The sequence below is a fragment of the Priestia sp. GS2 genome (genome assembly GCF_036409025.1).
Lineage (GTDB): Bacteria > Bacillota > Bacilli > Bacillales > Bacillaceae_H > Priestia > Priestia aryabhattai_A.
In genome coordinates, this window is the sequence record NZ_JAZGJX010000001.1 from 1,229,274 (window position 1) to 1,254,455 (window position 25,182).

The 25,182-nt window shown below is 36.5% G+C and carries 31 protein-coding genes; 21 read left to right on the forward strand and 10 right to left on the reverse strand.

The genetic code is table 11. The annotated features are described in order from the left end of the window. Window positions 1-33 precede the first annotated feature (33 nt). From crcB (V2145_RS06345) to qoxD, 9 genes are all read left to right on the forward strand, one after another. Complete coding sequence (crcB, locus tag V2145_RS06345) at window positions 34-441, forward strand: fluoride efflux transporter CrcB (protein WP_094910534.1); 408 nt, start codon at window positions 34-36, stop codon at window positions 439-441. Then, window positions 438-791: a fluoride efflux transporter CrcB gene (gene crcB / locus V2145_RS06350; RefSeq protein WP_094910533.1), complete on the forward strand. Its 354-nt coding sequence runs from the start codon at window positions 438-440 to the stop codon at window positions 789-791. Before crcB (V2145_RS06345) ends, crcB (V2145_RS06350) begins: the two co-directional genes overlap by 4 nt. Window positions 792-961: 170 nt before the next feature. Continuing rightward, window positions 962-1,306 carry a rhodanese-like domain-containing protein gene (locus V2145_RS06355; protein ID WP_330987421.1) on the forward strand — a complete coding sequence of 115 codons (345 nt, stop codon included), beginning with the start codon at window positions 962-964 and terminating at the stop codon, window positions 1,304-1,306. Window positions 1,307-1,343: 37 nt separating this feature from the next. Further along, entirely contained in the window at window positions 1,344-1,604 is a 261-nt protein-coding gene (locus V2145_RS06360) for a metal-sensitive transcriptional regulator (protein WP_025909953.1), read from the forward strand. 163 nt (window positions 1,605-1,767) lie between these two features. Then, window positions 1,768-2,295, forward strand: a complete 528-nt coding sequence (locus V2145_RS06365) for a hypothetical protein (RefSeq protein ID WP_256993295.1) — start codon at window positions 1,768-1,770, stop codon at window positions 2,293-2,295. A 561-nt stretch (window positions 2,296-2,856) separates the two neighbouring features. After that, window positions 2,857-3,828, forward strand: coding sequence for a cytochrome aa3 quinol oxidase subunit II (gene qoxA, locus V2145_RS06370; protein ID WP_131887960.1), 972 nt, complete (start codon window positions 2,857-2,859; stop codon window positions 3,826-3,828). A gap of 38 nt (window positions 3,829-3,866) precedes the next feature. Next, on the forward strand, window positions 3,867-5,810 hold the full coding sequence (qoxB, locus tag V2145_RS06375) for a cytochrome aa3 quinol oxidase subunit I (protein WP_094910529.1): 1,944 nt from the start codon (window positions 3,867-3,869) through the stop codon (window positions 5,808-5,810). After that, window positions 5,810-6,418: a cytochrome aa3 quinol oxidase subunit III gene (gene qoxC, locus V2145_RS06380; RefSeq protein ID WP_094910528.1), complete on the forward strand. Its 609-nt coding sequence runs from the start codon at window positions 5,810-5,812 to the stop codon at window positions 6,416-6,418. The genes qoxB and qoxC overlap by 1 nt, the downstream gene beginning before the upstream one ends. Window positions 6,419-6,421: 3 nt before the next feature. Beyond that, window positions 6,422-6,730, forward strand: a complete 309-nt coding sequence (qoxD, locus tag V2145_RS06385) for a cytochrome aa3 quinol oxidase subunit IV (protein WP_025909958.1) — start codon at window positions 6,422-6,424, stop codon at window positions 6,728-6,730. Between the two features lie 39 nt (window positions 6,731-6,769). Here the strand turns inward: qoxD and V2145_RS06390 are convergent, their stop codons facing one another. Then, entirely contained in the window at window positions 6,770-7,096 is a 327-nt protein-coding gene (locus V2145_RS06390; RefSeq protein ID WP_131887959.1) for a hypothetical protein, read from the reverse strand. 1 nt (window position 7,097) lies between these two features. Continuing rightward, window positions 7,098-7,877: an undecaprenyl-diphosphate phosphatase gene (locus tag V2145_RS06395; protein WP_330987422.1), complete on the reverse strand. Its 780-nt coding sequence runs from the start codon at window positions 7,875-7,877 to the stop codon at window positions 7,098-7,100. Between the two features lie 346 nt (window positions 7,878-8,223). Here V2145_RS06395 and V2145_RS06400 point away from each other — a divergent pair, with 346 nt between their 5' ends. The 3 genes from V2145_RS06400 to V2145_RS06410 all read left to right on the forward strand — a co-directional run bounded on the left by V2145_RS06400 (window position 8,224) and on the right by V2145_RS06410 (window position 10,683). Further along, on the forward strand, window positions 8,224-8,637 hold the full coding sequence (locus tag V2145_RS06400) for a hypothetical protein (protein WP_094910525.1): 414 nt from the start codon (window positions 8,224-8,226) through the stop codon (window positions 8,635-8,637). A 479-nt stretch (window positions 8,638-9,116) separates the two neighbouring features. Further along, window positions 9,117-9,677, forward strand: a complete 561-nt coding sequence (locus V2145_RS06405) for a GNAT family N-acetyltransferase (RefSeq protein WP_094910524.1) — start codon at window positions 9,117-9,119, stop codon at window positions 9,675-9,677. Between the two features lie 172 nt (window positions 9,678-9,849). After that, window positions 9,850-10,683 (forward strand): LCP family protein, encoded by an 834-nt coding sequence (locus V2145_RS06410; RefSeq protein WP_094910523.1) that lies wholly within the window; start codon window positions 9,850-9,852, stop codon window positions 10,681-10,683. Window positions 10,684-10,711: 28 nt separating this feature from the next. Here V2145_RS06410 and V2145_RS06415 read toward each other — a convergent pair whose 3' ends face one another. Continuing rightward, window positions 10,712-10,987: a hypothetical protein gene (locus V2145_RS06415; protein WP_094910522.1), complete on the reverse strand. Its 276-nt coding sequence runs from the start codon at window positions 10,985-10,987 to the stop codon at window positions 10,712-10,714. A gap of 164 nt (window positions 10,988-11,151) precedes the next feature. On the opposite strand from V2145_RS06415, the gene V2145_RS06420 reads away from it, so the two are divergent. Both V2145_RS06420 and V2145_RS06425 read left to right on the forward strand, forming a co-directional pair. Then, window positions 11,152-11,589, forward strand: a complete 438-nt coding sequence (locus V2145_RS06420; protein ID WP_094910521.1) for a hypothetical protein — start codon at window positions 11,152-11,154, stop codon at window positions 11,587-11,589. A 135-nt stretch (window positions 11,590-11,724) separates the two neighbouring features. Further along, on the forward strand, window positions 11,725-12,090 hold the full coding sequence (locus tag V2145_RS06425) for a DUF7674 family protein (protein WP_094910520.1): 366 nt from the start codon (window positions 11,725-11,727) through the stop codon (window positions 12,088-12,090). A 38-nt stretch (window positions 12,091-12,128) separates the two neighbouring features. Here V2145_RS06425 and V2145_RS06430 read toward each other — a convergent pair whose 3' ends face one another. Further along, the gene (locus tag V2145_RS06430) at window positions 12,129-12,419 is read right to left on the reverse strand and encodes a DUF3817 domain-containing protein (RefSeq protein ID WP_142299143.1); all 291 of its coding nucleotides are present in this window, start codon (window positions 12,417-12,419) and stop codon (window positions 12,129-12,131) included. Window positions 12,420-12,685: 266 nt separating this feature from the next. Between V2145_RS06430 and V2145_RS06435 the strand changes: the two genes are divergently transcribed. From V2145_RS06435 to corA, 4 genes are all read left to right on the forward strand, one after another. Continuing rightward, window positions 12,686-13,246: a TetR/AcrR family transcriptional regulator gene (locus V2145_RS06435; protein ID WP_094910518.1), complete on the forward strand. Its 561-nt coding sequence runs from the start codon at window positions 12,686-12,688 to the stop codon at window positions 13,244-13,246. Window positions 13,247-13,306: 60 nt separating this feature from the next. After that, window positions 13,307-13,729, forward strand: coding sequence for a DUF6188 family protein (locus V2145_RS06440; protein ID WP_094910517.1), 423 nt, complete (start codon window positions 13,307-13,309; stop codon window positions 13,727-13,729). 104 nt (window positions 13,730-13,833) lie between these two features. Further along, window positions 13,834-16,872, forward strand: coding sequence for an efflux RND transporter permease subunit (locus V2145_RS06445; protein ID WP_330987423.1), 3,039 nt, complete (start codon window positions 13,834-13,836; stop codon window positions 16,870-16,872). A gap of 342 nt (window positions 16,873-17,214) precedes the next feature. Then, entirely contained in the window at window positions 17,215-18,186 is a 972-nt protein-coding gene (gene corA / locus V2145_RS06450; RefSeq protein ID WP_131887954.1) for a magnesium/cobalt transporter CorA, read from the forward strand. A gap of 42 nt (window positions 18,187-18,228) precedes the next feature. Here the strand turns inward: corA and V2145_RS06455 are convergent, their stop codons facing one another. From V2145_RS06455 to V2145_RS06475, 5 genes are all read right to left on the reverse strand, one after another. Beyond that, complete coding sequence (locus V2145_RS06455) at window positions 18,229-18,654, reverse strand: Asp23/Gls24 family envelope stress response protein (RefSeq protein WP_094910514.1); 426 nt, start codon at window positions 18,652-18,654, stop codon at window positions 18,229-18,231. 21 nt (window positions 18,655-18,675) lie between these two features. Beyond that, window positions 18,676-18,885, reverse strand: a complete 210-nt coding sequence (locus tag V2145_RS06460; RefSeq protein ID WP_131887952.1) for a DUF2273 domain-containing protein — start codon at window positions 18,883-18,885, stop codon at window positions 18,676-18,678. Between the two features lie 16 nt (window positions 18,886-18,901). Next, complete coding sequence (gene amaP, locus V2145_RS06465) at window positions 18,902-19,444, reverse strand: alkaline shock response membrane anchor protein AmaP (protein WP_094910512.1); 543 nt, start codon at window positions 19,442-19,444, stop codon at window positions 18,902-18,904. A 199-nt stretch (window positions 19,445-19,643) separates the two neighbouring features. Next, window positions 19,644-20,699 carry an alkene reductase gene (locus tag V2145_RS06470; RefSeq protein WP_413691792.1) on the reverse strand — a complete coding sequence of 352 codons (1,056 nt, stop codon included), beginning with the start codon at window positions 20,697-20,699 and terminating at the stop codon, window positions 19,644-19,646. 143 nt (window positions 20,700-20,842) lie between these two features. Beyond that, window positions 20,843-21,100: a GlsB/YeaQ/YmgE family stress response membrane protein gene (locus V2145_RS06475; protein ID WP_061785287.1), complete on the reverse strand. Its 258-nt coding sequence runs from the start codon at window positions 21,098-21,100 to the stop codon at window positions 20,843-20,845. A gap of 360 nt (window positions 21,101-21,460) precedes the next feature. Between V2145_RS06475 and V2145_RS06480 the strand changes: the two genes are divergently transcribed. From V2145_RS06480 to V2145_RS06490, 3 genes are all read left to right on the forward strand, one after another. Then, window positions 21,461-22,126, forward strand: a complete 666-nt coding sequence (locus V2145_RS06480) for a cobalamin B12-binding domain-containing protein (protein ID WP_094910510.1) — start codon at window positions 21,461-21,463, stop codon at window positions 22,124-22,126. Then, window positions 22,113-22,937 carry a hypothetical protein gene (locus V2145_RS06485; protein ID WP_311857531.1) on the forward strand — a complete coding sequence of 275 codons (825 nt, stop codon included), beginning with the start codon at window positions 22,113-22,115 and terminating at the stop codon, window positions 22,935-22,937. Before V2145_RS06480 ends, V2145_RS06485 begins: the two co-directional genes overlap by 14 nt. A 105-nt stretch (window positions 22,938-23,042) precedes the next feature. Continuing rightward, window positions 23,043-23,381: a hypothetical protein gene (locus V2145_RS06490; RefSeq protein WP_094910508.1), complete on the forward strand. Its 339-nt coding sequence runs from the start codon at window positions 23,043-23,045 to the stop codon at window positions 23,379-23,381. Window positions 23,382-23,876: 495 nt separating this feature from the next. On the opposite strand, the gene V2145_RS06495 is transcribed toward V2145_RS06490, so the two are convergent. Further along, complete coding sequence (locus V2145_RS06495) at window positions 23,877-24,812, reverse strand: LysR family transcriptional regulator (RefSeq protein WP_094910507.1); 936 nt, start codon at window positions 24,810-24,812, stop codon at window positions 23,877-23,879. Between the last annotated feature and the right edge of the window lie 370 nt (window positions 24,813-25,182).

Below are 25,182 nucleotides of genomic sequence, written 5' to 3' on the forward strand. Positions count from 1 at the left end.
TTTTTGTTCATAATTAAGGAAGAGGTGAAGAAGATGAACTATTTATTAGTAGGTATAGGAGGAATTTTTGGAAGCCTGCTTCGTTATTATCTGGGTGTATTTACACACTCATGGTGGGCATACACTTTTCCATTAGGAACGTTAATAACGAACCTAATTGGCTGCTTTATTTTAGGGTGGTTTACATATCGAATGATTAAAATGAACGCATTTCCTCCTGCCGTTTTAGCAGGTATTGGTACAGGAATCGTGGGATCTTTCACGACATTCTCTACCTTTAGCGTTGAAACGGTTACTTTAATACAGAATGATACTTTGCTGTTGGCTTTTCTTTATGTAGGACTTAGTTTATTTGGTGGTTTACTGATGTCTTGGTTTGGTTACCAAGTAGGAAACCGTTCAGCAAATAAATTGAAAAAGAAAGGAGAACAGCTTCTATGACGGCTTTACTCATTGCTTTGGGAGGTTTTTTAGGGGCGATAGCTCGGTATGTACTAAGTACGTGGATGAATCAAAAATCGACTACAGGTTTTCCAGTTGGTACTTTATGTGTCAATTTAGTCGGTTCATTTCTACTTGGAATCCTTGTTGGAAAAGGAGTAGGGTCTGGGCTGTATTCTTTTTTGGGAGTTGGGTTTATGGGAGCATTTACAACATTTTCGACGTTTAAACTGGAAAATATACACCTTCATGAAAAGAAAATGCATACCGTCTTATTTCCTTATTTGGCGTTTAGTTATATTGGAGGTATTGTATTAGCATTTATAGGAATCTTAGTCGGTGCTCTTTGAAAAAATTTAATTTTAACAGATGGTGATTTAGATAAAAGCTAATTTATTTTTTCTTCACGTCTTTTCTATATTAAAACTATATTATGAAGAAACTTTTTTATTGACGTATGTTCTAAAGGACAGCTATGATGATACTAATATGGGTATGAAGTTACGTCGGGGAGGATACAATGATACTACTTTATATTGGTGTAAGCTTAGTTTGTTGTGCCATTATGTTTAGTTTATATAATCGTCATGTGCCCGTTCATGGAATTAAGAAGCTTTCTACGCTCGACTGTGAGACTACGGAAATTGCAGTTGTAGATGTTCGGCATTTTCATGAAATGAAACATAAACCTTGTCAGAAAGCCATACACATTCCACTACCGTATTTGGAAAGGCAGCATGTTGAAATTCCATCAAAACAAGTAGTGGTTATTGTACCCGATACAATTGCAAGAAACTTAAGCATTCGTAAGTTGCAAAAGTATGGTTATCAAGTGAAGGGATATTGCTGTGCATGTGAAGGCTAAGTCATTAGTAACGCACAAAGTATAGGAGGGATACTGCGTGAATTATACTGACCAGACTAAAAATCGGTTAAAGCGGGTTGAAGGTCAAGTGCGAGGCGTGCTGCGTATGATGGAAGAAGATAAAGATTGTAAGGACGTTGTAACACAATTATCAGCTGTTCGAAGTGCAGTCGACCGAACAATTGCTCAGATTGTTGCGCTGAACTTAGAACAATGTATTGTTGAAAGACAGCAAGCTGGAGAAGAGACTGCAAAAGTCGTAGAAGAAGCAATCGCTTTATTAGTAAAAAGTCGATGAGTAGAAAAGTTATCTGACGAAAGTCTGATAGCTTTTTTTTTGATTTTCATGCATAATTCGTACATGTTATTTTTTAACGTCACTCATTAAATGGAAAGGAGCGTGAACACCAATTCGAAAGTTTAAGCGATTCTTATTTCTAATCATTCTTATAGGTGTTGTTGTGGGAGGTATTGAATTTTTTAGATATCCAATTCAAAGCAGCGCTAAGGATGTTGAAGAACATATAAGAAAATGGAAAGGGATGGGGGACATTAACGGTTCCAAAAAGCTTGACATTCGAGAAATTCAAAAAATTAGCGGTTCGGACACATATGTTGCGCTCTTCACTATTCCTGGTAACGGAGAAGGAATGGCCATTTTAAAAGAAGGATGGAGCAAAAGGTTACGAATTGAAGTGATGACAAAAATGAACAATCTTGTTGAATATGATGACATACATACAAGCAAAGGAACGTATGCGCTATTTTTAGGGAAGAATCCAAGCAAACAGATACATCGAGTGAAGGCCTCGCTTGTAAATGAAAATTACACGTTTGATATTAAAGTTCCCAGAGGAGAATATTTTATTTCATATCAACCTGTGCCAAAATACGTTAAAAAGCCATTTCCAGCGGATCTTATCCTATTGAATAAGTCAGGAGATGACATAACTATTAAAGAATATATGGATCAAGAGCTGCGCGAATAATGCGCAGCTTCTTTATTGTGTAGACAACATACATGTCAATTTTTGAACTTTTTGTGAAGTATATAACAAAAGTATTTAATGTGTAATATACTGTAAATGGGCGGTCATCAAACCTAATAAACTTGAATAGTGATTGACACATTTCTGTATGAATTTTGTCACAAAATATTCAATAATAGTTGAAACCCCTTTTGTATCAAGGGTGATTGCGTTTACATTACATGAATTACCTTCAAAAAGGTAAGTTTCGGTAAGAAAATGCAACATTCATCCTTTTATTTACATTTATTCCTTGTCGAATATATGCTAAAATATCGCAAGGATTGAAGTGTTCTTTGACCTCATGTTTTTACACTATTTTAGAATATTTTCAAAATAAGAAAATCGACAAAAAGTGACGAAAAAATTGTCACTTTGTATTACAATAGTAATGGTTGATGTATGACATGAGTTTAAAGAGATTTTGTATTAAAGCTTTCTATAGTTAACTAGATAGAAAGTTTTAGAGATGATCTAATGAAGAGGCTTCGCATCATGAGTTGTTAGAAAGGAGAGTTTTTAGTGAAACCAAAAAAAGGATTTTGGAAGCTAGCAGGTTTATTCTCTGCACTTTCAGTATTTTTCTTGAGCGGCTGTTCAGAATTAGCCGTTTTGAATCCTCAAGGTCCTGTCGCTAAAGAACAAGCTGACCTTATTGTTTGGTCGCTTTGGATGATGGCGATTGTGGTCGTAGTAGTATTTGCAATCTTTGCTTATGTACTTATTAAATATCGTGAAAGACCTGACAACATGGACTATGAGCCACCAGAGCAAGAGGGTAACTTAAAGATGGAGATTATCTGGACTGCGTTCCCGATTATTATCTTAATTCTTTTAGCAATCCCAACTGTAAAATCGATTTATGCTCTTGAAGAACCACCAAAAAATGAGCAAACAAAAATTGAAGAACCGTTAACAATTCATGTTACTTCAGCAAACTGGAAATGGATTTTCAGTTATCCGGAAGAAAATATTGAAACAGTTAACTATGTAAACATTCCAGAAGATCGTCCAGTTCGTTTCGAATTGACGTCTCAAGGTTCAATGAACTCATTCTGGGTACCGGAGCTTGGTGGACAGAAGTATTCAATGAACAACATGGCAATGGATTTATACCTTCAAGCAGATAACCCAGGTTCTTATATCGGACGAAGTGCTAACTTCTCAGGTGAACACTTTACAGATATGGAATTTGAAGTGTTAGCCCAAACTCATGAAGACTATGAAGAGTGGGTTGACGAAGTTAAAGCAACAGCTAAGCCATTAACTGAAGAGAAGTATGATGAAATTATTGAACCAGGTGTAGTAGGTCGTATGACGTTTAACGGTACACACTTAGAGTGGGTTAACCATGCGAAAGATGCATACATCCCTGGTAAAGTAGACGAGCGCGGTATGAACATGGGACATGGAAATCATAACCATGGAAGCGACGATAGCAAAAAAGAAAGCCATGACGAGCATGAAGGTCATGATGAACATGCAGGTCATTAATAAGGGCCTAAATAAACGTACGATTGGGGGAAGACATAATGAAGCTAGATGAATTCTTTGTCACTGGCGATCCCGTCATTTATGCAGCTGACGCAGCGATTGTCTTGACAACCATCGGTATCATTTTTGTCTTAACATATTTCAAAAAATGGAAATGGTTATGGACAGAATGGTTAACAACAGTAGACCATAAAAAACTTGGTGTAATGTATATTCTTGCAGCCGTCTTAATGCTTTTCCGTGGCGGTGTAGACGGACTTATGATGCGTATGCAGTTAGCGTTCCCGGATATGAATATCCTGAACCCGCATCACTATAACGGTGTATTTACAGCTCATGGTGTTATCATGATTCTATTCATGGCAATGCCATTCTTGATTGGTTTAATGAACGTTGTGGTTCCGCTTCAAATTGGAGCGCGTGACGTAGCATATCCGTTCTTAAATGCAGTAAGTTTCTGGACATTCTTTATGGGAGCTATGTTATTTAACATCTCTTTCGTTATTGGAGGAGCTCCAGATGCCGGTTGGACATCGTATTTTCCACTGGCCGGAAAAGAATTTAGTGAAAGTATAGCGAACAACTATTACGCAATTGCTATTCAGATTGCCGGTGTTGGTACGCTAATGACAGGTATTAACTTCTTAGTTACAATTTTAAAAATGCGTGCACCAGGCATGACGTTAATGAAAATGCCAATGTTTACTTGGTCAATTTTAATTACGTCAATTATCATTATCTTTGCGTTCCCTGTATTAACAGTAGCGCTTGCGTTAATGACGCTTGATCGTGTATTTGGCACAGCATTCTTTACCGTTGCCAACGGCGGTCTCCCAATGATGTGGGCAAACCTATTCTGGATTTGGGGACACCCTGAAGTATATATTGTAATTTTACCAGCATTCGGTATTTTCTCTGAAATCATTAGTACACATTCTCGTAAAAACCTATTCGGTTATAAAGCGATGGTTATCTCAATGGTTGGTATCGCGTTCTTAAGTTACATTGTATGGGTTCACCACTTCTTTACAATGGGTAACGCACCAGCTGTTAACTCGTTCTTCTCGATTACAACGATGTTAATCGCCGTTCCAACCGGGGTTAAAATATTTAACTGGCTCTTTACGATGTATAAAGGCCGTATTAAATTTACAACATCTATGCTATGGTCATTAGCATTTATCCCGAACTTCGTTATCGGTGGGGTAACTGGGGTAATGCTTGCAATGGCTTCAGCTGACTATCAGTATCATAATAGTTACTTCCTAGTAGCTCACTTCCACTACGTATTAATCTCAGGAACAGTATTTGCATGTTTCGCTGGATTATACTACTGGTATCCAAAGATTTTCGGTCACACGTTGAACGAAAAACTAGGAAAAATCTCTTTCTGGATCTTCGTTGTTGGATTTAACGTATGTTTCTTCCCACAATATTTCCTAGGTCTAGATGGTATGACTCGTCGTATGCAAACTTATTCAGAAACATTAGGTTGGGGAACATTAAACTTAATTTCAACAATCGGTGCTTTCTTAATGGGTGCAGGTTTTATCGTATTGGTTGTAAATTTACTTTGGAGCGCTTGGAAAAACAAACGCGACACTGCAAACGACCCATGGGATGGACGTACGCTTGAATGGTGGACTAAATCACCAGTTCAACACTATAACTTTGCGGTAGTTCCACATGTGAAAGAAATGGATGAGTTCTGGCACATGAAAAAACGCGGAGAAACAGAAATTAAAGAAGAAGACATTAAACCAATTCACTTACCAAGCAACTCAGGTATCCCATTCATTTCAGGTGTATTCTGGTTCATCGGTGGATTTGGACTTGTCTTTGAATGGATGCCAATGGCTATCTTCGGATTAATCGGAATTTTAGCTTGTCTAGTTGCACGTTCATTTGACTATGATGAAGGCTTCTATGTTCCGGTAGATGAAATTAAACAAACAGAAGGTATTACAGGGGGTGACAAATAATGGGTGGACATTTAGATAAATCTTTACCACTCGAGTATCAAGATCACCAGGGCCGAATGAATATTCTCGGCTTCTGGATTTTCTTGGGTGCGGAAATTGCACTGTTCTCTACGCTGTTTGTCACGTATTTAACGTATCACACTCGTACAGCTGGAGGCCCTGGACCACAAGATTTATACGTTGTTGAAACATTTATGATTCAAACGGTTTTACTATTGGTAAGTAGTTTCACAATGGGAATCGTTGTCTGGCATATGCGTAACAATAACTTAAAAGGTTTAATCACTTGGCTTGTTATTACGCTATTACTAGGTGCAGGATTCTTGTACTATGAAATTGAAGAGTTCATTCTTTACGCAGCACACGAAGGTGCAACAATGCAAACTAGTGCATTCTTGTCTTCATTCTTTGCGCTGTTAGGAACACATGGACTTCACGTAACGATGGGTATTGGTTGGGCAATTTTACTTATTATCCAGTTAGTAAAGCGCGGCTTAACGCCTGTTACAGCAAGAAAAGTATTTATTATCGGTTTATACTGGCATTTCCTTGACGTAGTATGGATTTTCATCTTTACGTATGTATACTTGAACGGATTGGTGGGATAAGACATGGAAAACAAACAAGGCCAAAAAGCAGGATTTCCGCTTAGTCATGTAATGGGGCTTATCCTTTCTTTAGCACTAACGTTTGCAGCGCTTGGATTAGTTATGTTAGCTGACTTATCAAGAGGCGTAACGATGACACTAATCTCAATTCTTGCGTTCTTACAAGCAGCTATGCAGCTTGTAATGTTCATGCACATGACTGAAAGTGAAAACGGCAAGGTACAAGTTGCAAATATGCTTTATAGCTTCTTTATTGCACTATGTATTGTTGTTGGTACGCTTTGGATTTTAGCAGATCACTTTAACCATTAATACAAAAAGCCACTTACGCAAAAGTAAGTGGCTTTTTTATTATTCATTGGCAGAAGCTTTATATCGAAGTGTTTGATAATGACCTGTGGCGACTCGGTCAACCACTTCGCCATCTTCATTTGTATATACCTCGTATTCTTCATAAACTTCAACATCAAACCCATTAATTCTCTCAGTTGTTATAAGTACATTTTTTAAGCTCATTTCAATGCTTTCTTCGCTACTTGAAGCCTCTATCTCACCGCTGTCTAAAGAAAGAGGAGAAACGGTTTCAAAGTATTCCTGAGATTCGTTGTCCATGTAGCTAATCACAACGATTATTCCAATAAAAAAAATTCCTAAAAACAGCATACGAGCTGATGTCATCTTAAAAGACCCCCGTAAATTGACATACTAAAACAATTAAGCCAAGAATCCATACGTAAACAGCAAATGTCTTTAGGGAATGGTGCTTTAAGTAGTGAATCATCCATTTTACGGCCATATAGCCAAAAAGTGCAGCTGAACATGTTGCGACAAATAAGGAGAAAAATGAAATGTATTCTACGCCACCACCAACGACATCTTTAAGCTGTAAAAGAACGGCTCCACATATGGCTGGCGTTGATAATAAAAAAGAAAAATAAGCAGCGGTTTCTCGATCTAACTTGCGCATTAAAGCAGCAGCCATTGTTAAACCAGAACGTGAAACAGCAGGGAAGATGGCTGCTGCTTGAAAGGTACCGATAAACAGTGCGTCTTTATAGGAGATATCGTGCATCTTTTTAGCTCCTTTTTTCACTGAATCAGCAAACCATAAGAAAAGGCCTGTTACAAGGAACTCCCAACCAATTGTAGAACCAGTAATTGAAATTTCTTCGAAATAATCTTTAAATAATAAGCCAACTATAACAGCTGGAATCGTACCAATGATTAGCAAAAAGGTAAGCTTGCTAAACGGATGACGAATCATGTGCCACAGCTCGTCTTTATAAAACACGAAAACAGCTAGCAAGGTACCTATATGCAACATCGTATCTAAATACAGACCAGCGCTATCTAATCCAAATAAGTGTCTGCCTAAATACAAGTGTCCTGTGCTACTAATGGGCAAAAATTCTGTTAGCCCTTGAATAATTCCTAAAATTAATGCTTCAATCCATGACATATTTTCACCTCTTAAAGCGTGTCCTTGTATCATTGTATCGATCAAAAGGCATGAACATGACAAAAATTAACGAGAATGGTGAAATAAAGTAAAAAATAGTTAGAGTCAACCAGCGGTTTGCTTGACAGTGTGCAGCAACTAGTGATTATGGTGAAAAAGAAGTTAGAGCACAAAAAATGACTAAATCAAAAGGTGAATCTTTGCGGGGAAGGTTGAAATCAACATGGATAATCTCAAGTAATTACACAAACGATAAGGTTGAAACCAACATAACGTTTGTGCAAGAAAAATGGATATTTAGCTTGCGGTATACAAATTTGTATTCATCAAACGGAGGTGGGAACTCATGATAAAAAAAGTGTGTATAGCACTTATTTTATGCTTCATTGGAATTCATTCACATGTGGCAATGGGAGAACAACCTAAAGTGGAAGTGTTTCAACTTGATACGGGTAAAGTCATTCGAGTAGCTGATAAAACTGAAGTTGTTCAAAAAGAAGTAGAAAAAAGCATTGCTTCTATCACTGGAATTTACAAAAAAGTAAACCCTTTACCTAAAACCGGTTATTTAGTAAAGGTACCTCTGGACCCGGCTGTACAAGTCCAGCAAAAAGGTTTAGAGGTGTTAGCTAGTGAAGCAGTTGTGGTATTAAGCCCAAACGAACAGCCTGTGCTCATGCTATACGACAATGAAAACAAAATTTATTTTTTTGAATTTACCTATGATATCACTAATTTACGAAAAGAATTAGAATTATAAAAGAAAGCTCCGTATAGAAATATCGGAGCTTTCTTCTTCGTTATTTTTTATATGTTTCAAACATGGAAGTGTTATCAGGCATATTAGCCAAGTAGTTAATTTTCCCCTCAGCGTTTAGCTTTGTTACACCCTTATCTGTTTGTGTAAACCCTTCTTTAGATACGCGCTTTCCACATACTGCTCATTTCGTTTTGTATTTATCAGATCGCAACTTGTTTTCAACCTTCAAACATATGTTTAATATCTAGATTTTGTGTAAGCACCGTCTGTACAAAAGATTTTCAGTTATTAATACCTCATTGTTTATAGTCATTTAGTACAAAACAACATCAGCATCAAATAAACTTGACAGCCCCCTTCATTGCTTTTTCACTAGTACGTGATTCGTCAAATAAAAAATTTTTGATAATTTGACAGTTTATTCAATCAAATGTAATATATTTAGAAAAATCAAATTTTTATGATGGGGTGGGAATGCGATGATTGACTTAAGACCGTTCACAAAAAAAGATATAAAAGAACTCATTGAATGGATTCCCTCAGAAGCTTTTATGATTCAGTGGAGTGGCTCCACGTTTTCATATCCACTTACGCCTCGCCAGCTTAAAGAGTATATCCGCTATGCCAATTATGAAGGAGCTCACACTTACGCTTTCTCCGTGTTTCATCAACAAACCGGCCAGCTAGTTGGTCATATTTCTCTTGCTCATATTGATTATCATCACAAAACGGGAAGAATTGGTCGAGTATTGCTTAAAGAAGAGGAAAGAGGAAAAGGATACTGTGGTGAGATGTTTAATTATGTTTTGTCCTTTGGCTTTAATGTCTTAGGGCTTCATCGCATTTCTCTTGGCGTGTTTGACTTTAATGAGGCAGCTATTAAGTCATACGAGCGCATCGGATTTTTACGTGAAGGGATGATGCGAGATGTGAAACACGTGAATGGACAGTATTGGAGCTTAATTGAAATGAGCATGATTGATTATGAGTGGAAACAGAGAGAAGATCGTTCTGTGGAAGCAATAAAGCATATTCAGTAAAATGAAGCCGGATTGAAAAACTCAATCCGGTTTTTTGGGTCAAAGCCTTTTGTCAATTTGTTTTTCCCCTTCTAATTATACTTAGCAGGTATAAATCTTTGAAAAAAAAGGCATATAGGAAGTAAATAAGCTAATAAAAGAAGCGAAGGGACAGAAGGGAGAGACATAAGGTATGAAGCTCAAATACACGTTACTTTCCTTACTCATATTCCTTGGTTGCGTCTTAACTGGGGTCGTATATGTTTTTAGTGAAAAAAAAGTTGAAGCAAAGGAATTTAACATGCTCGTAATGGGAGTAGACGAACGAGAAGCCGATACGGGACGTTCTGACGTACTGATGGTTGTTCATTTTAACTCTGAAAATGGACATTTAAAAATGATGCCCATCCCTCGAGACACGCGTGTGAAAATTAAGGGGAAAGCAGAAATGGAAAAGATTAATCACGCTTATAAGTATGGTGGAATTAAGCTAACTGTTGATACTGTGGAACAATTTTTAAACATGCCAATCGATTATTATGTGAAAGTAAATATGGAAGGATTTAAAGCGGTTGTGGACGAGGTAGGTGGTGTGACGGTTAATAACCCATTTCCATTTACATTTGCATCTTATTTATTTCCCCAAGGTGAAACAAATTTAAATGGTGAAAAGGCTTTAGCTTATGTAAGGATGAGACACGAAGATCCTAAAGGCGACCTCGGCCGAAACGAGAGGCAAAAGCAAGTAGTAGAAGCGCTTTTAGACAAAGGAATGAGTATGTCAACAGTAGCGAACCTGCCTAATCTCTTAAACATTACAAAGCAATACGTTGATACAAATGTAACGATTAAAGACGCGTTAGCGGTATATAAGGCAATGGAAAAAGGTAAACCAACGTTTGAAACGGTGCATGTAGAAGGAGAAACACAAATAGTAGACGGAACATGGTATTATATTGTAAAAGACCAAGAGAAACAGCATATAAAAGCCATGCTATATGGAGATAATGCACCGGAAGAGCACTGAAAAAGCGCGCAGTCTGCGCGCTTTTTACTTAATTCATTTCTTGCTCGCCAATTTCTTCTTGACGCTGCAGACAAGAAATCTGCTTTTTTTCTGGATGAATATTAAAGGTATATCCCCATGTCTGAATTTTTTCAAGAATAATTTCATCTTTTTTGAAGCCGAAAATGAGTACGATATCTTGATTTTCATCTAATAGTAAATATTTCTCATCTTTTCTCCACATTGTTAGGTTAGCTGCATAAAAGAAATTCCAACCATTATTCATACGATGACCCGTTGCTTGGTTTTTATAGTTTAAAATCATAATAATTTCCTCCAGTAGACAAACTTTCTAGTAAAATAGTTCATTTCTCATTATAAACAGTTCTTTCTTATAAATCTATAAGACGAATGAAGCATAAAATGATACAATGTTCACGTTAGATTTTCTAGAGATCTACCGTTTTTTTATTAGAAAGGAGATTTGTAATGAGTATATGGTATTTTATCATTGGAGCATTAATCGCCGTTATCGGAATGATGTTTATTTATCAGTCAACCATTTATACAATTGAAGGTAAGCTACAGGAAGACAAAACAGACAATGAAATTTATCAAGATCTTGTTCGTATTCAAACCATGTTTTTTATCAAGCACGCCGTAGTAGAAATTGTTCCGTTGATTTTAATCGTACTAGCATTTATGAACCCAGAACCTGCATCAAGCATGAGTCCATTAATTATTTTGGCGGTCGTTTGGATTGGAGCAATGCTCCGCATTTATCAAACTCATCAACGGGTAGCAAGCAACTTAAAAAAAGAGCAGTTTCGTGGATTCCTAACGAAATTCATGATGATAGAAATAGGTTTGATAAGTGCATTTCCAATTATAGCAGCCGTTGGTTCACTTACGCTTAATGTAGGGTAATGCATAAAAACCTGTATTAGTAAGCCCTCTTTATTCATTCTAAACAGCATATTTAATTTTTACGTTTAACTATAACAGTAATGGGTAAACAGAAAGTATCACTATATTTAGATTACAAATAAGGTAGGGAAATATATGATTACAAAGGGCGAAGTTATTCCATTGTTAACTGATGCAAGTCCATCGTTCCAATATGATGAAGAAGTGAATACAACAACAATAGAAGGTTTGCAGCAAGAGCTCAAGCGCTTTGCATCTCACTTAATTTCATTAGAATTCAATAATCAATTAGCCCATGAACCTGAGATATTTGAAACCATTGAAAGATTATATACAGAAGGTGAAGCAGAAGTAAAAGAAAGCATAACGATTGGACTGTTTGAAACTATGTATGAAATGCTTTCTGAGCAACACATAACATCTGAGGAAATAGGAAAGCTTTTAAAGCCACATTCTTTTAAATGGTGGAAGACGATTGAACAGTTTAACAGGCTTTCTTAACGATAAATAAATCACGCCAGTTCTTTGGCGTGATTTATTTATTGCTCATCTTTTAACTGCTTGTCTAGATAGAACGTTCCAAAAGGAATAATAGATAAGATAAATGCATAGATACCCCATAAAATTGTTTTTCTATGCTCAAATTTCACGTGCACAGCAGCAAGTATGTATAATACGAACAGAGCACCATGGGCAGCTCCAACAATGGATACAGCCTCAGGAATATCAGCCAAATATTTTAATGGCATAGCAATAAACAGTAAAAGTAAATATGAAATGCCTTCTACAATACTTAACAAGCGCAAGCGGCCAATCGATGATTTTAACATCATGGTTTACCCTCCAAATGTATGTTTTTTTCAACTATCGTGAAAAATGTACCATGTAGATGCAATCGTTACAAGCATCAATGGTCGTTTTCACAAAAGGTTCAAAACATAATAAAAAAAAAGCACACTATGTGTTGACAAGGTATAACGTTATCTTTTATAAGTATATATAGTAAATGATGAAACTGTACTTTTATTTACGTTCAGTCTCGATGCGTTGATCCTGTTCTACACGTGCAATAAGAGGCAGGAAAGGGTTTGGAAATATGACAAAAGGAATAGAACAAAAGGAAAATATCCTGGATGCAGCGTTTGTGGTATTTGGAGCAAATGGTTACCATGATGCTAAAATGATTGATATTGCTAAAAAAGCAGGTGTGTCAAAAGGGACACTTTACCTTTACTTTCCTTCAAAAGAAAGCTTATATATTGCGGTTAATGATCGCTCTTTTCTCTATTTCATTGCTAATGCAAAGCGAGAAACCGATCGATGCAAAACGTTTAGGCAAAAGCTTTATTCAATAGCAAGGCATCACCTATACTTCTTTTATAACACAAGAAAGTACCCAGATTCGTTTTGGCAAGCTCCTCATCAGATGCCAGGAATGATGGAGCGATTGCATCGCTTTTTTAATGATTATCATTCCTTAGTATCAGACCTGATGAAAGAAGAGGGACTTGAAGATACAGCTTTACATTCAAAAGCGTTTTGTAGCATGCTAAACGGGTATAGAATGGATATCGTATCTAACCAAAATGTGTCAGAAAAAGAAATTGAACGTTATGCAACGTTTACAGTTGACCTTTTTTTAGAAGGTTGTTACTGATTTCTTTTTTTAAAAAACTGACCCGTGGGTACTGAAGTTAAATTGTATGGGAGGTTCTCAATGAATAAGGAACAACAAGCGATGGATTTTACGTACTTTTATGGACAACAAGTTATAAATATCATTCATCAATATGACAATCCGTTATCTTTAGAGTTTTCTAATGGTGGTCTTGTTATTGAATGTCCATGGCGGTTAAAAAAAGCAGATGATGTGATTGCAGGTCAAGCGGATTGGAAGTTGAATACTTCGTTTGAATGGCGTTATCATATCACAAAGAAATTACTAGGGAAGCAGATTAACAATATTGTTTGGTATGAAGACTTAAACATCCTAAGAGTATATCTGACAGAAGACTATCTATTGGATCTATTTCAAGATAGTGCAATGTTTGAAGGATGGGACCTTCACGGAGAGAACGGTTTCTCTTTTATTTCATTGCCGGGGGGTTCAATGGATTACGTCCCGAAAAATGTTTATTAATTTTTAACATAAAGGAGGTGAGGCGCTTAGTGATATAAACTGACCCACTGGTACTCATTTATTACACATATAAATACGACTAATAAAATAGATGGAGGCTCTTTATGAATTTCTTGACAAAGTTTAGCTTGAAGAATGCAGTAGCAGTATTTATTTTGTCTTTTCTTCTTATTTTAGCTGGCTTATTCTCATTTTCAAAATTAAAAATCGATTTATTACCTAATATTGAATTTCCACAGTTGTCGATTGAAGCCGTATATCCTGGTGCTTCTCCTGATGATGTGAACGAACAAGTAACAACAAAGTTAGAAGATCAATTAAAAGGTCTTGAAGGTGTTAAAAGCGTTCAGAGCGTTTCTTATGAGAACGTAGGAATTATTAATCTAGAATTTCCTTTTAATACAGATTTAGACGATATTGAGCAACAAATTGACACGATAACAAAAGACTTAGATTTACCAGAATCAGCAACAGTTGATGTGAACCGCTTTTCTTTTGGCTCTTTTCCAATTATGAATATCTCTTTGTTTGCTGAAGGTGATGCGGAAGTTGAAAAGCTTTTAGATAGCGAAATTATTCCAGAATTAAATAAAATTGAAGGAATCAACTCTGTATCGGTTGGCGGAGTAAAGGAGGATCTGTTACAGATTACGCTTGATAAAGAAAAAGCAGTTGCAGCAGGCCTAACGCTTGAGCAAATTAAGGAACAGATTAATCAAAAGTCTGTATCTTTCCCAGCAGGGACTGTAAACGGTGAAGAACTTCAAATTCCTGTGCGAGTGGAAGAGAAACTAGATACAATTGATGCATTAAAAGAAGTTGAGCTAAAATCTACAGTTAATCCAGAAGCTCCACCAGTTTCACTTGGAGATATTGCAACTGTTGAAGAAGTAAGCGAGCAAGGTGAATATACGCGCTATAACCAACAAGAAGCGCTAACAATGGCAATTACAAAGAAACAAGATGCAAATACGGTGCAAGTTGCCAACGACGCATTAGAAGTATTGAAAAAATACGATGATGATATTAACTACGCTATTGGATTTGATTCAGCAGAAGGAATTGAAAAGTCAGTTGAGACGTTAGTAAAAGAAGGGTTGCTTGGGGCGTTGTTCGCTTCCATTGCGGTGCTAATCTTCCTGCGTAATTTCCGTGCTACAATTATTTCAATTATCTCAATTCCATTGTCGCTTCTTGTATCAGCTATTTTCTTAAATGGGCTGGATATCTCGTTAAATATCATGACATTAGGTGGAATGGCAGTAGCAGTTGGACGCGTTGTCGATGATAGTATCGTAGTTATTGAAAATATTTTTAGACGTGTTCGAAAATCAGAAGAAGGCATTTCTAATGAACTAGTTGAATCTTCAACAAAAGAGATATTAAAGGCCATTACGTCATCGACTATTACAACCGTTGTTGTATTTTTACCAATTGGTTTTGTCGGTGGAATTACAGGTGAATTCTTCTTACCATTTGCGTTAACGGTAGTATTTTCACTTTTAGCTTCACTTCTTGTTGCTGTTACAATTGTACCTATTTTAGCAAAGTTTGCGTTTAAGAAGGTACCAGCAGAAGAGAAAGAAGGTAAAATTCAACGTGGATATGCAAAAGCAATTGCATGGTCATTAAATCATAAAATCAAGATTTTAATCTTATCATTCTTATTACTATTTGGTTCATTTGCTCTTGTTCCATCGCTTGGTTTTACATTCATTCCAAACGAAGAGCAAAAACTATTACAGGCAAATATCCAGCTTCCTTCGTCTACTTCTTTAGAACGTACAAATGAAGTGTCATTAAAAGTAGAGGAGCTATTTGCAGCAGAAGATGAAATTAAAGATGTTACAACAGAAGTAGGTTCACGTGATTTTGCAACAGGCGTAAAGCGTCCAAATCAGATTGGTTATTTCTTAAATCTGAAAGATGGCGCAGATGTAGATACGTATATTGATGAACTGCAGAGTAAGATAGAAGACATTGTAGGAAAAGAGTCTCCAAAAGCAACGCTAAGCGTATCTGAAGCATCAACGGGTGGCCCACCAACTAATAACAACGTAACGGTCGATTTATTTTCATCTGACTTGAATGACTTACAAACAGCGGCGAAAGAAGTAGAAGACTATTTAAATACCTATGATAATTTAAAGTATGTAAAAAATAATTTCTCTGATAAACAAAAGCAGCTTGTGGTTGAAGTTGATCAAGATAAAGCATCTGAGTATGGTGTATCTGGATTCCAACTTGTAGGAACAATTACAGATCAAACAAAACCTGTATCAGTAGGTGACTTAACGCTAGATGGAACAGATCGTGCAGTTCAGCTTTCTTATGATGAAGATATTAGTTCAACAAAAGAAATTGAAGATCTGCAAATCTTTACACAAAGAGGGCCAGTAGCAGTAAAAGATATTGCCAGCGTAAGCGAAATCGATACATTTACGTCCATTCAAAAATTAGATGGAAAAGTATTTGCTCGTGTTGAAGCAGATATTAAAGATGAAAATATTCAAAAAGTGACGCAAGATGTAGTAGCTGGTGTAGAAAAACTTGATTTACCAAAAGGTGTAAGTCTTGAAGGTGGAGGCGGTAGTGATGAAACCGTAGAAATCTTCCAATCTTTAGGATTAGCTATTTTAACAGCTATTGGCCTTGTGTACTTAACGATGCTGATTACGTTTGGTAAAGCTCGTATTCCATTCATTATTTTATCATCGTTAATCTTTGTTCCGATTGGTTCACTAATTGGGCTAGTTATCGCAAAAGAGCCTTTATCTGTTAGCGTAATGATTGGTTTCCTAATGTTAATTGGAATTGTAACAACAAACGCCATTGTATTAGTAGACCGAATTACCCAAAATAGAGAGCAAAAAAGGATGACAATCCGCGAATCGCTTATTGAAGCTGGTAAAACGCGCTTACGTCCTATCCTAATGACAGCCTTTGCAACTATTGCAGCGCTGATTCCACTTGCTTTAACAACATCAAGTGGAACATTGATCTCTAAAGGTTTGGCAATTACGGTTATCGGTGGTTTAACATCTTCTACCTTATTAACGCTAATTATCATTCCAGTTGTATATGAATTATTCTTTGCTAAGCAGGTTCGTAAAGAAAGGGAACTGGAAAAAGGTGCGAAATAAGAACTATTTTCTATAAGAGGAAAATATGACCATTAGTTGTGTGCTATAATAAAGGTACGTTTTATTTAACCCCTTATATTATATAGATGAAGCCAGGACCCTTTAAGCCGAGGGGATCTCTGGCTTCGTTTTTTTTATTGCTTTTTTTTAGAGATGGTTTACACTTAAAAAGTATTTATAATGAAATAAAGTATCAATATGCGAGGTGAAGGTGGATGGGCACTGATGACCCCAAATTGTATAAAAATATAACTAGAGGCAGCATTAGGTGTTCCATGTCTCTTTTCGCACGTGAAGAAGCGCTCCTTATGATGCCTCACTTTTAAAATGAGGTGAATGAATATGATTAAAACATATCTTTATAATCAGCAAGATGAACAAACGAAAGTCGGTATGCCATTAACAGAGGCAATTGAACAACTAAAAAACCCTCAGAATCTTTTGTGGATTGATTTGTATGATGTTGAAAGTATAGAGTTAAATGAAGTAGCGAAAAAATTTGGTTTTCACCCTTTAGCCATTGAAGACTGTCTACACGATAGTCCTAGAGCTAAAATTGATGATTACGAAGACTACAAGTTTTTTGTATTTCATGCTTTACGATACAATGAAGAAAGCGATAACGAAATTACCACGTTAGAACTTAACGTGTTTGTAGGTCCAAATTATGTGGTGACGATTCATAAGCATAAGTTAAAGTGGTTGGGACAAATGGATGCTATTTGTTCTCGAAGCTCTAAGTATATGAATAAAGGTGCCGACTTTTTGCTTTATGCACTTATTGATGGTATTACGGATGAATATTTTCCAATTCTTGACCGTATCGGTATTCGGATTGAGGAGTTAGAAGATGAAATGTATGACGAAGAAGTAAAAGAAGTAACGGAAGAATTCCTTGCGTTAAAGCGAACAATTATCTTGATTCGTCGTGTTATTTTACCTCAGCGTCGTATTTTCTTGGCGGTAAATGGAAAGTGGAAGTTTGATATTAATGAAGACAACACCCCGTTCTTTATTGATTTAATTGATCATTTAGAGCGAATTGTAGACTCAACTGAGACTTTTCGTGACTTAGTAAACAGTGCCCTTGATACGTATTATTCTATTATTAGTGCTAAGTCATCAGAAAAATTAAACATGTTAACAATAATATCAACCATTATGCTTCCGCTCACTTTTGTAACGGGTTTTTTTGGAATGAATGTTCCAATTCCCTATCAGGACTCACATTATTCTACGCTTGTTATCTTACTGATACTTATTGCGTTAACATGGGGAATGTGGAAGTATTTTAAAAGCAATCGTTTATTATAAACAAAAAAAGCTTCGTGCACACGCACGAAGCTTATTTCATCATTATTGAATCTCTCGCTTAGAGTCTTGCTCTTTTTCGGCATTATTATTTTTTGTTTCAAACTCTTCACGAGTCATTACGTCTTCCACATGCATGTTCACTTCAACTACCTCAAGCCCAGTCATTTCATGCACTGCTTTTTTTACGTTTGTAACCGTTTCATTAAAGATTGTTGGCACATTCTTACCATATTCAACAATCACTTTTAAATCAAGCGCTACTTGTTTTTCTCCTACTTCTGCCTGCACGCCTTTTGTAATATCTTCTGAGTTTCGGAACCGATCTGTTAAACCACTCATAAACCCTCCGCTCATCGATAAGATACCTTTGATTTCGTTAGCAGCAATACCTGCAATCTTCTTTATCACCTGATCTTCAAATGTTAATTTATTTTCATGTTTCATTGTTTGTGTAGTAGATTCTGCCATGTTAGTTCTCTCCTTTGTTAGTTAAGGTCTGCGAGTAAAAAAACGCAGCCAAGCTTCAATATCTAATTGTCCATCTCGCCACTTTCCAATCAAGTACCCAATACCCATAAACCCAATTACAAGAATTGTAGGGCCAAAGCCAATTGTTAATAATAAAATTGCTAAAATAAGTCCAAGTAGTAAGCCAAACAAGCGTCCGCGGTAAGGAAGTAACTTATCAAGTCCACTCATGTTAATGCCTCCTTCATTACACAACGCGTTCTTTCGTTTGTGTTTTTGTATCAGTTAAATGAATGCGGACAGAATGAACAGGAAGTTCTAGCAAAGATTCAACAGCGCGCTTAATCTCTGCCTGCATGTCCTTACCGATTGAAGGTAACCCTTCACGACCAAATAAAGAGCAGCTGACCAATACGCTCACATATTCTTTTCGAGGATTAATTAGCGCTTCTACTTTTGGTGAACGAATTCCTTGAACGCTTTGAATGGCTTTTAACGCAGTTGATTCAATAGTAGCTTTGGAAATCGTTATTTTTCCTTCACTAGTGACAATGATTAACTCTCGGTCAGGAGAGCTAGTAAATAAGCCTGTACATAGCAAGATAAGAAATACTACTGCTAAAAAGGCACTTATAGCTAAAACTGTATAGTAGAACCATTCTTGCTGCTGCCAAGTTTGTAACCAATTAGATAAGTTTGGAACATCATAAACAGTTAGGGCTAATAAACCTGCAGAAATAAGTCCAACTACTCCAATTAGAACTAAAAGAAGTCGATTAAAACTATTCAATTTTCCACCTCATCTCCATGTTCAGCGCTGTAATTGTAAATGAGTTAATAGTCAATGGGAAGCGAGATATGTGTATGGTACCCTAGATATTACTCTTATAAACCATACAGTGTGTTTTTAAAAAAGAGGCTAAGAAAAGGGGAGTGAAAAACAAATTTAAGCAAGAAAAGAGCGGGTCATTCCCGCTCTTTTGGTATTATTAAATAAGTTTTGGTAAGTGTGTAGCAGGGTCGTACTCTACAAGGGGTTCATCTTGTTTAATACGATGTAAATAGTCAGGGTTTGCAATAAGTGGACGCCCGATAGCTGCTACGTCAATCCAGCCAGCTTCTAAAGCACGTTCTGCAGAATCTGGCGTTAAATCACCTACGCCGATAATTGGGCCACTCCAGTAGTTTCGAACGATTTCATACAGGTTCTTACCATCTTTTACATCTTCGTAAAAATTAAGCATGGAAGGGTGAATTATTTTCACGCCGACTTCTTTAAATGCTTCGACATAGGTTTGAATTGCTTTTTCCGCATCATCCCATCTATAGTCAGGTGCATCAACTTTATGCGGAGAGAAACGAATTACAACACGTTCTGCGCCAATTGCATCAATCACGGAAGAAATTACTTCTTTCATGAACGTTAATCGTTGTTTTAAATCTCCACCGTATTCATCCGTGCGCTTATTAGAAAACTCAGAGTTAAACTGATCAATTAAGTAGCCATGTGCACCGTGAATTTCAACTCCGTCAAATCCAGCTTCTATAGCATTTTTAGCAGCTTGAGCATATTGAGAAACAACCTCTTTAATATCTTCTTTTGTCATTTCTTCCGGTGTCTCATAAGGTTTACGGAAGCGAGGAACTTGACCATCAGCAGCGATAGCAGAAGGAGCTTGAGGTTGTTGACCCTTAATTAACTCATGATGGCTTAAACGTCCTACGTGCCAAATTTGCGCAATAATCGTCCCTCCTTCTTCGTGAACAGCATTTGTTACTTCTTTCCACGCTTCAATTTGCTCTCGCGTATAAATTCCTGGAACACCTGGATTTCCTTTCGCGCGGTCACTGATTACAACACCTTCTGAGATAATAAGACCAATGCCGTCTTTAGCGCGACGACGATAGTACTGGGCAATCTCCTTGTTTACAACGCCTGTTTCATCATCTGCAAAGCATCGTGTCATGGGAGCCATTGCAGTTCTTGTTTTCAATTGTAAATTCTCTAACTTTGTTCGTTCAAATAGCTTAGAATAGCGAGTCATTATTCGTTCATCTCCTTCAAAAAAAGTCCTTGTATTCAATCCTTTTAAGTAAGGATAAACTCAGTGTACAAGAAGGATATTTTTGATTCAAATATTTTGACTCACGAAAAAAACGCTGCTTTATAAAGCAGCGTTTTTTGATATTAAGCATGATTTCTACGCATTTTTCTCATAACGAAACTTACAATTAATACTAAAATTATAGAGCCGATAATCGCAGGTACAATGGCGAATCCGCCCATCTCAGGACCCCAGTTTCCAAAAATAAGTCCACCTAACCAAGCTCCGATAAAACCGGCGATAATATTACCAATGATACCTCCAGGAACACCTTTTCCAGTAATAATGCCAGCTAACCAACCAATAAGTCCACCTACAATAAGCATCCAAATAAATGACATAATAACAACCTCCTAATAGTGTATTTTAATCTTATATCTTTTTGATACCCGCGATTAAACCAAGTTATGCATGTTTTGGCGAAAAATAAAAGATAATGTGAAATTAGTTAAAATAAAGAGTAATTTTTTTAAAAAAGGGAATAAGTCTACGTTAAAGATGGATAAATAGGGTGATTTATACTATTTATTCATAAATACAGTAGTTTCAGTTGTTGACCCAGTATTTATATGATAAGGTTGAATAAAACTGAAATTTATAAATGGAAAGATATCACCTTTAGCGAGAAAGTTCTTTAGGCTTTCTCGCTTTCTTATTTTTATTGGTAAAAAGCTACAAATGATGGACTGAGGTGAGAAACATTGGAATCTCAAACTCTGAGGTTAGTTGATGAGCTACTTTCAGGAAATCAAGATAGTGCGTGGAATATAGTAGAGAAAGCAGTAGAAAAAGGCGCAAGTAGCCTAGATATTTATGAAGGTCTGTTGACCCCTGCTATGCGCTATATTGGTACGCTGTGGGAAAAGAATATCGTTACGGTTGCTGATGAACATGTAGCAACTACAACTTGTGATTACTTATTAACACGCTATGGATTTTATAAAGAGGTAACAAGTAAGAAAAACAAAAAGCACGGAAAAGTGATGTTGTTTTGTCTAGAAGAAGAACAGCATTTTATTGGATTAAAGATGGTCTCACTTCTATTTGAAGAACATGGATTTGACACGCGGTTTTTAGGAGCAGATTTGCCAAGAGAAGCAGCGGAGGTTATGGCAACGGACTGGCAGCCCGATATTGTAGCATTATCCGTTACCATTTCATTTCACCTAGATCAACTTCCGCAATATGTAAATTTGTTAGAGAGTTTAGATCCAAAACCCATTACGCTAATTGGCGGAAGGCTCATTGCATCAAATCATGTTGCAAACAGTGTGGTTGACAACGCAAAACAAATACCAAGTTTAAACGAACTAAATGAATGGTTATTACGTTATAAAAAAGGGGTGGACATACATGTCGATGCTTAAAAGTGCTCCTGTTCCATATTTTACTGTGGACCGAAATCTTAAAATTTTAAATCGTTCCAAGCTAGCGATGACGACTTTTGCGTCGGTCGATAACTTCTTAGAAGTTGTTGATACGTTCAGCAAAGAAAAAGCAAAGAAATATTTAAGAACAGAGTATATTGCAAAAGACGACAACGAAAAAAAGGAAAACCGGAAGCGCACAACGCTCTTGGAAGAAAAAGAGTATACCGCCCAGAAGGTAGAGCTAGTGTTACAGACTGAGCAATCACCTTATGCTTTATTTGAATGTTTTATACAGTGGGATGAAGGAGTCGGACACTTAGTTTGCCTTCACCAAGACGAACGTATCAAAGAGCTAACAAAGATGGTCCAAGCTCATCAAAAAAGATTGGCACATACGGACTTTGAGCTCTTACAGCAAAAAGAGCGTTTAGAGGCGTCTCTAAAACGAATTAAGCAGCTATCAGCTTCTTTCATTAAGCTCTCTGAAAAGGTAGCTCTTATTCCGCTGTTTGGCGATTTAGATGAGCAGCTCGTAGCAGAAAATTCCAAAGTGCTCCAAGATGCTACATATGATGGTCATTATTCCATTATGCTCTTTGACTTTTCAGGAATTAATGAACTGAAACCAGAAGGCATCCACGCCTTTTCATCCTTTATGCGTTCGTTTGATATTATGGGAGTTACCTGTTATATCATAGGAATGAAACCATCTCATACAGAAATGTTAAAGGGAAATTCATTTGGTAATCAGATTATCTATATGAATAATTTAAGTGATCTCGTAAACATTAAACATTCTGTTGGATAAAAAAGCTGTGCCACGTGCACAGCTTTTTTTTGTTCTTTAAAATGTTATGCTGATTTTTAATTAGGGGAAATGTGTATAATACAGACAGAGTAGGGAGGTGAAAAAATGGAGCATAAAGAACATAGTGGGTTACATAAGCATGAGCATAGCCTAGCATGTGGACATACGAAAATTATGCATGATGGTCATATTGATTATGTTCATAACGGTCATCTACACCATAAACATAATGATCATTGGGATGAGTGTGTAATTCCAGTAAATGAAACTAACCCTGATGCATGTCAGCCAATTGAGTGTGGATGTAATCATGAAGAAGATTGCGGCCATGAGATGGTTCCCCATGGAGATCATATGGACTATTTAGTAAATGGAAGGCTACATCATGTGCATGACGGTCACTGTGACGATCATGGACCAGTAGAAGTCATCACAAATCATTGAATAGACCGAAGATTTTAAAAATGTAAGCGCATACTATTTACAATTTAGGTATCAATTGCTATTATTGTCTTACAGGATATTTGTTCGAATTATCTTGTAAGACAATCTACTAAGTCGATTTTCAAAGGAGGAAAAGTTATGGTAATGGAAGAATGGTTCGCACTTTTCGCACTTGCAGGAGTATGCATGATCCTTGTTAATCGCATGTTGCATAAAATCTATAAAGAAACAAGTACAGACGATTCCTAACATCTTCTCTTACTATGAAGGTGTTTTTTTATGTTTTGATATAAGAATATGTTTATATAAAAGAAGCTGGAAAAGAAATAATTAACCCAACGGGATATCCGAACTGTCGAAAGTTAACTCTTTTCAATAGTTCAGATATCTTTTGTTGGTTTTGAACTTATTTTTACAATTTAACCACTGTAGAAGCGTCATGAATTATCTTTGAGAAGAAATTATGACGTTTTGTTCCCTCTTATTTTTAATAAATTACGGAGTAGGTAAGTTTTGAGCTTCTTCTTTTTTCATCATATGGGACGGTAGGATAATTTCTTCATCTACTAAGAAGCTAAGAAGCTCTCGCGTAGCAAATGACATATAGCGTTCTTTCTTTAAAATAATACCTAGCTCCCACATTGGTGTTGGGGATGAAATAGGAATGCTACGTATGAGCGGGTTATTAATCTTTGGATAAACTGATTTTGGCAAAATAGCAATCCCTAGCTCAGAAGCCACGAGTTCAATGATGAGGTCCCACTGCGAGCTTTCATATGCAATTTTTGGCTGAAAGCCGGCTTCGATACACTCATGGATAATACGGTCATGAAGCGAAAAATCCTTACTAAATAAAATGAAAGGTTCCTCTTTTAATTCCGATAGAGACACGACCTGCTTTTGAGCAAGTGGATGTTTGTGATGAATATATAAGTTAAATTCTTCTTGTACAAAGGGATAAACATGAAACATAGGATTTTGCACCGGAAGTACAATGATTCCAAGGTCCACCTGTTCAGACTCAACAAGTTCAACGATACGCTTAGCACCTAATTCTACGAGCTCTAGGGTTACTTGTGGATGCTTCTTAGTGAATTTTTTGGCAATCATTGGAAAAACAATGGTGCCAATTAAAGGCGGGATACCGATTTTAATTTCTCCGGTTGGTAAGTGTCTAAGATCATCTAATAAAGCATGAAGTTCATGCAATGTCGAAACTAATTTTTGACTTTGATTATATACAACTTGACCTGCATCTGTAAGAGTCAATTTGCGAGTCGAGCGATCAAATAAATCTACACCCAATTCTTCTTCAAGCTTTTTCACAATTTTACTCAAAGCTGGTTGAGATAAATGAATAGCAGATGCAGCCTTAGTAAAACTCTTTTGGTTTACAACTTCCATAAAGTGTTGCAGTTCACGAATGTCCATAATCAAGCCCCTCACTAATATTCTTTGTTTTCATACTATTTATTCTATTTATCTATTTTACTTATGTTTCAATAAAATGTAAACTCTTACATAAGGAAACTGAATGATAATTCATCTTTTTTTACAAAAATGGTCCTTCGTACTTTGTATAAGAACACAATGTTGAAAGCGTTATCATTGATAGCTATACCCTCAGAAATACTGATTGTTAGAGCCTCCGATTTACAGAAATAATAACAGTTGTTCCCCATCTATCATCATTGATTTGTTCTTACATACAAAGAATAAGAATAAATATAGAAAGATGAAATTTATCAGACTACAAGAACACCTCGTAAATAAAGAGAAAATAAAAAGGGGAGAGTGGTCA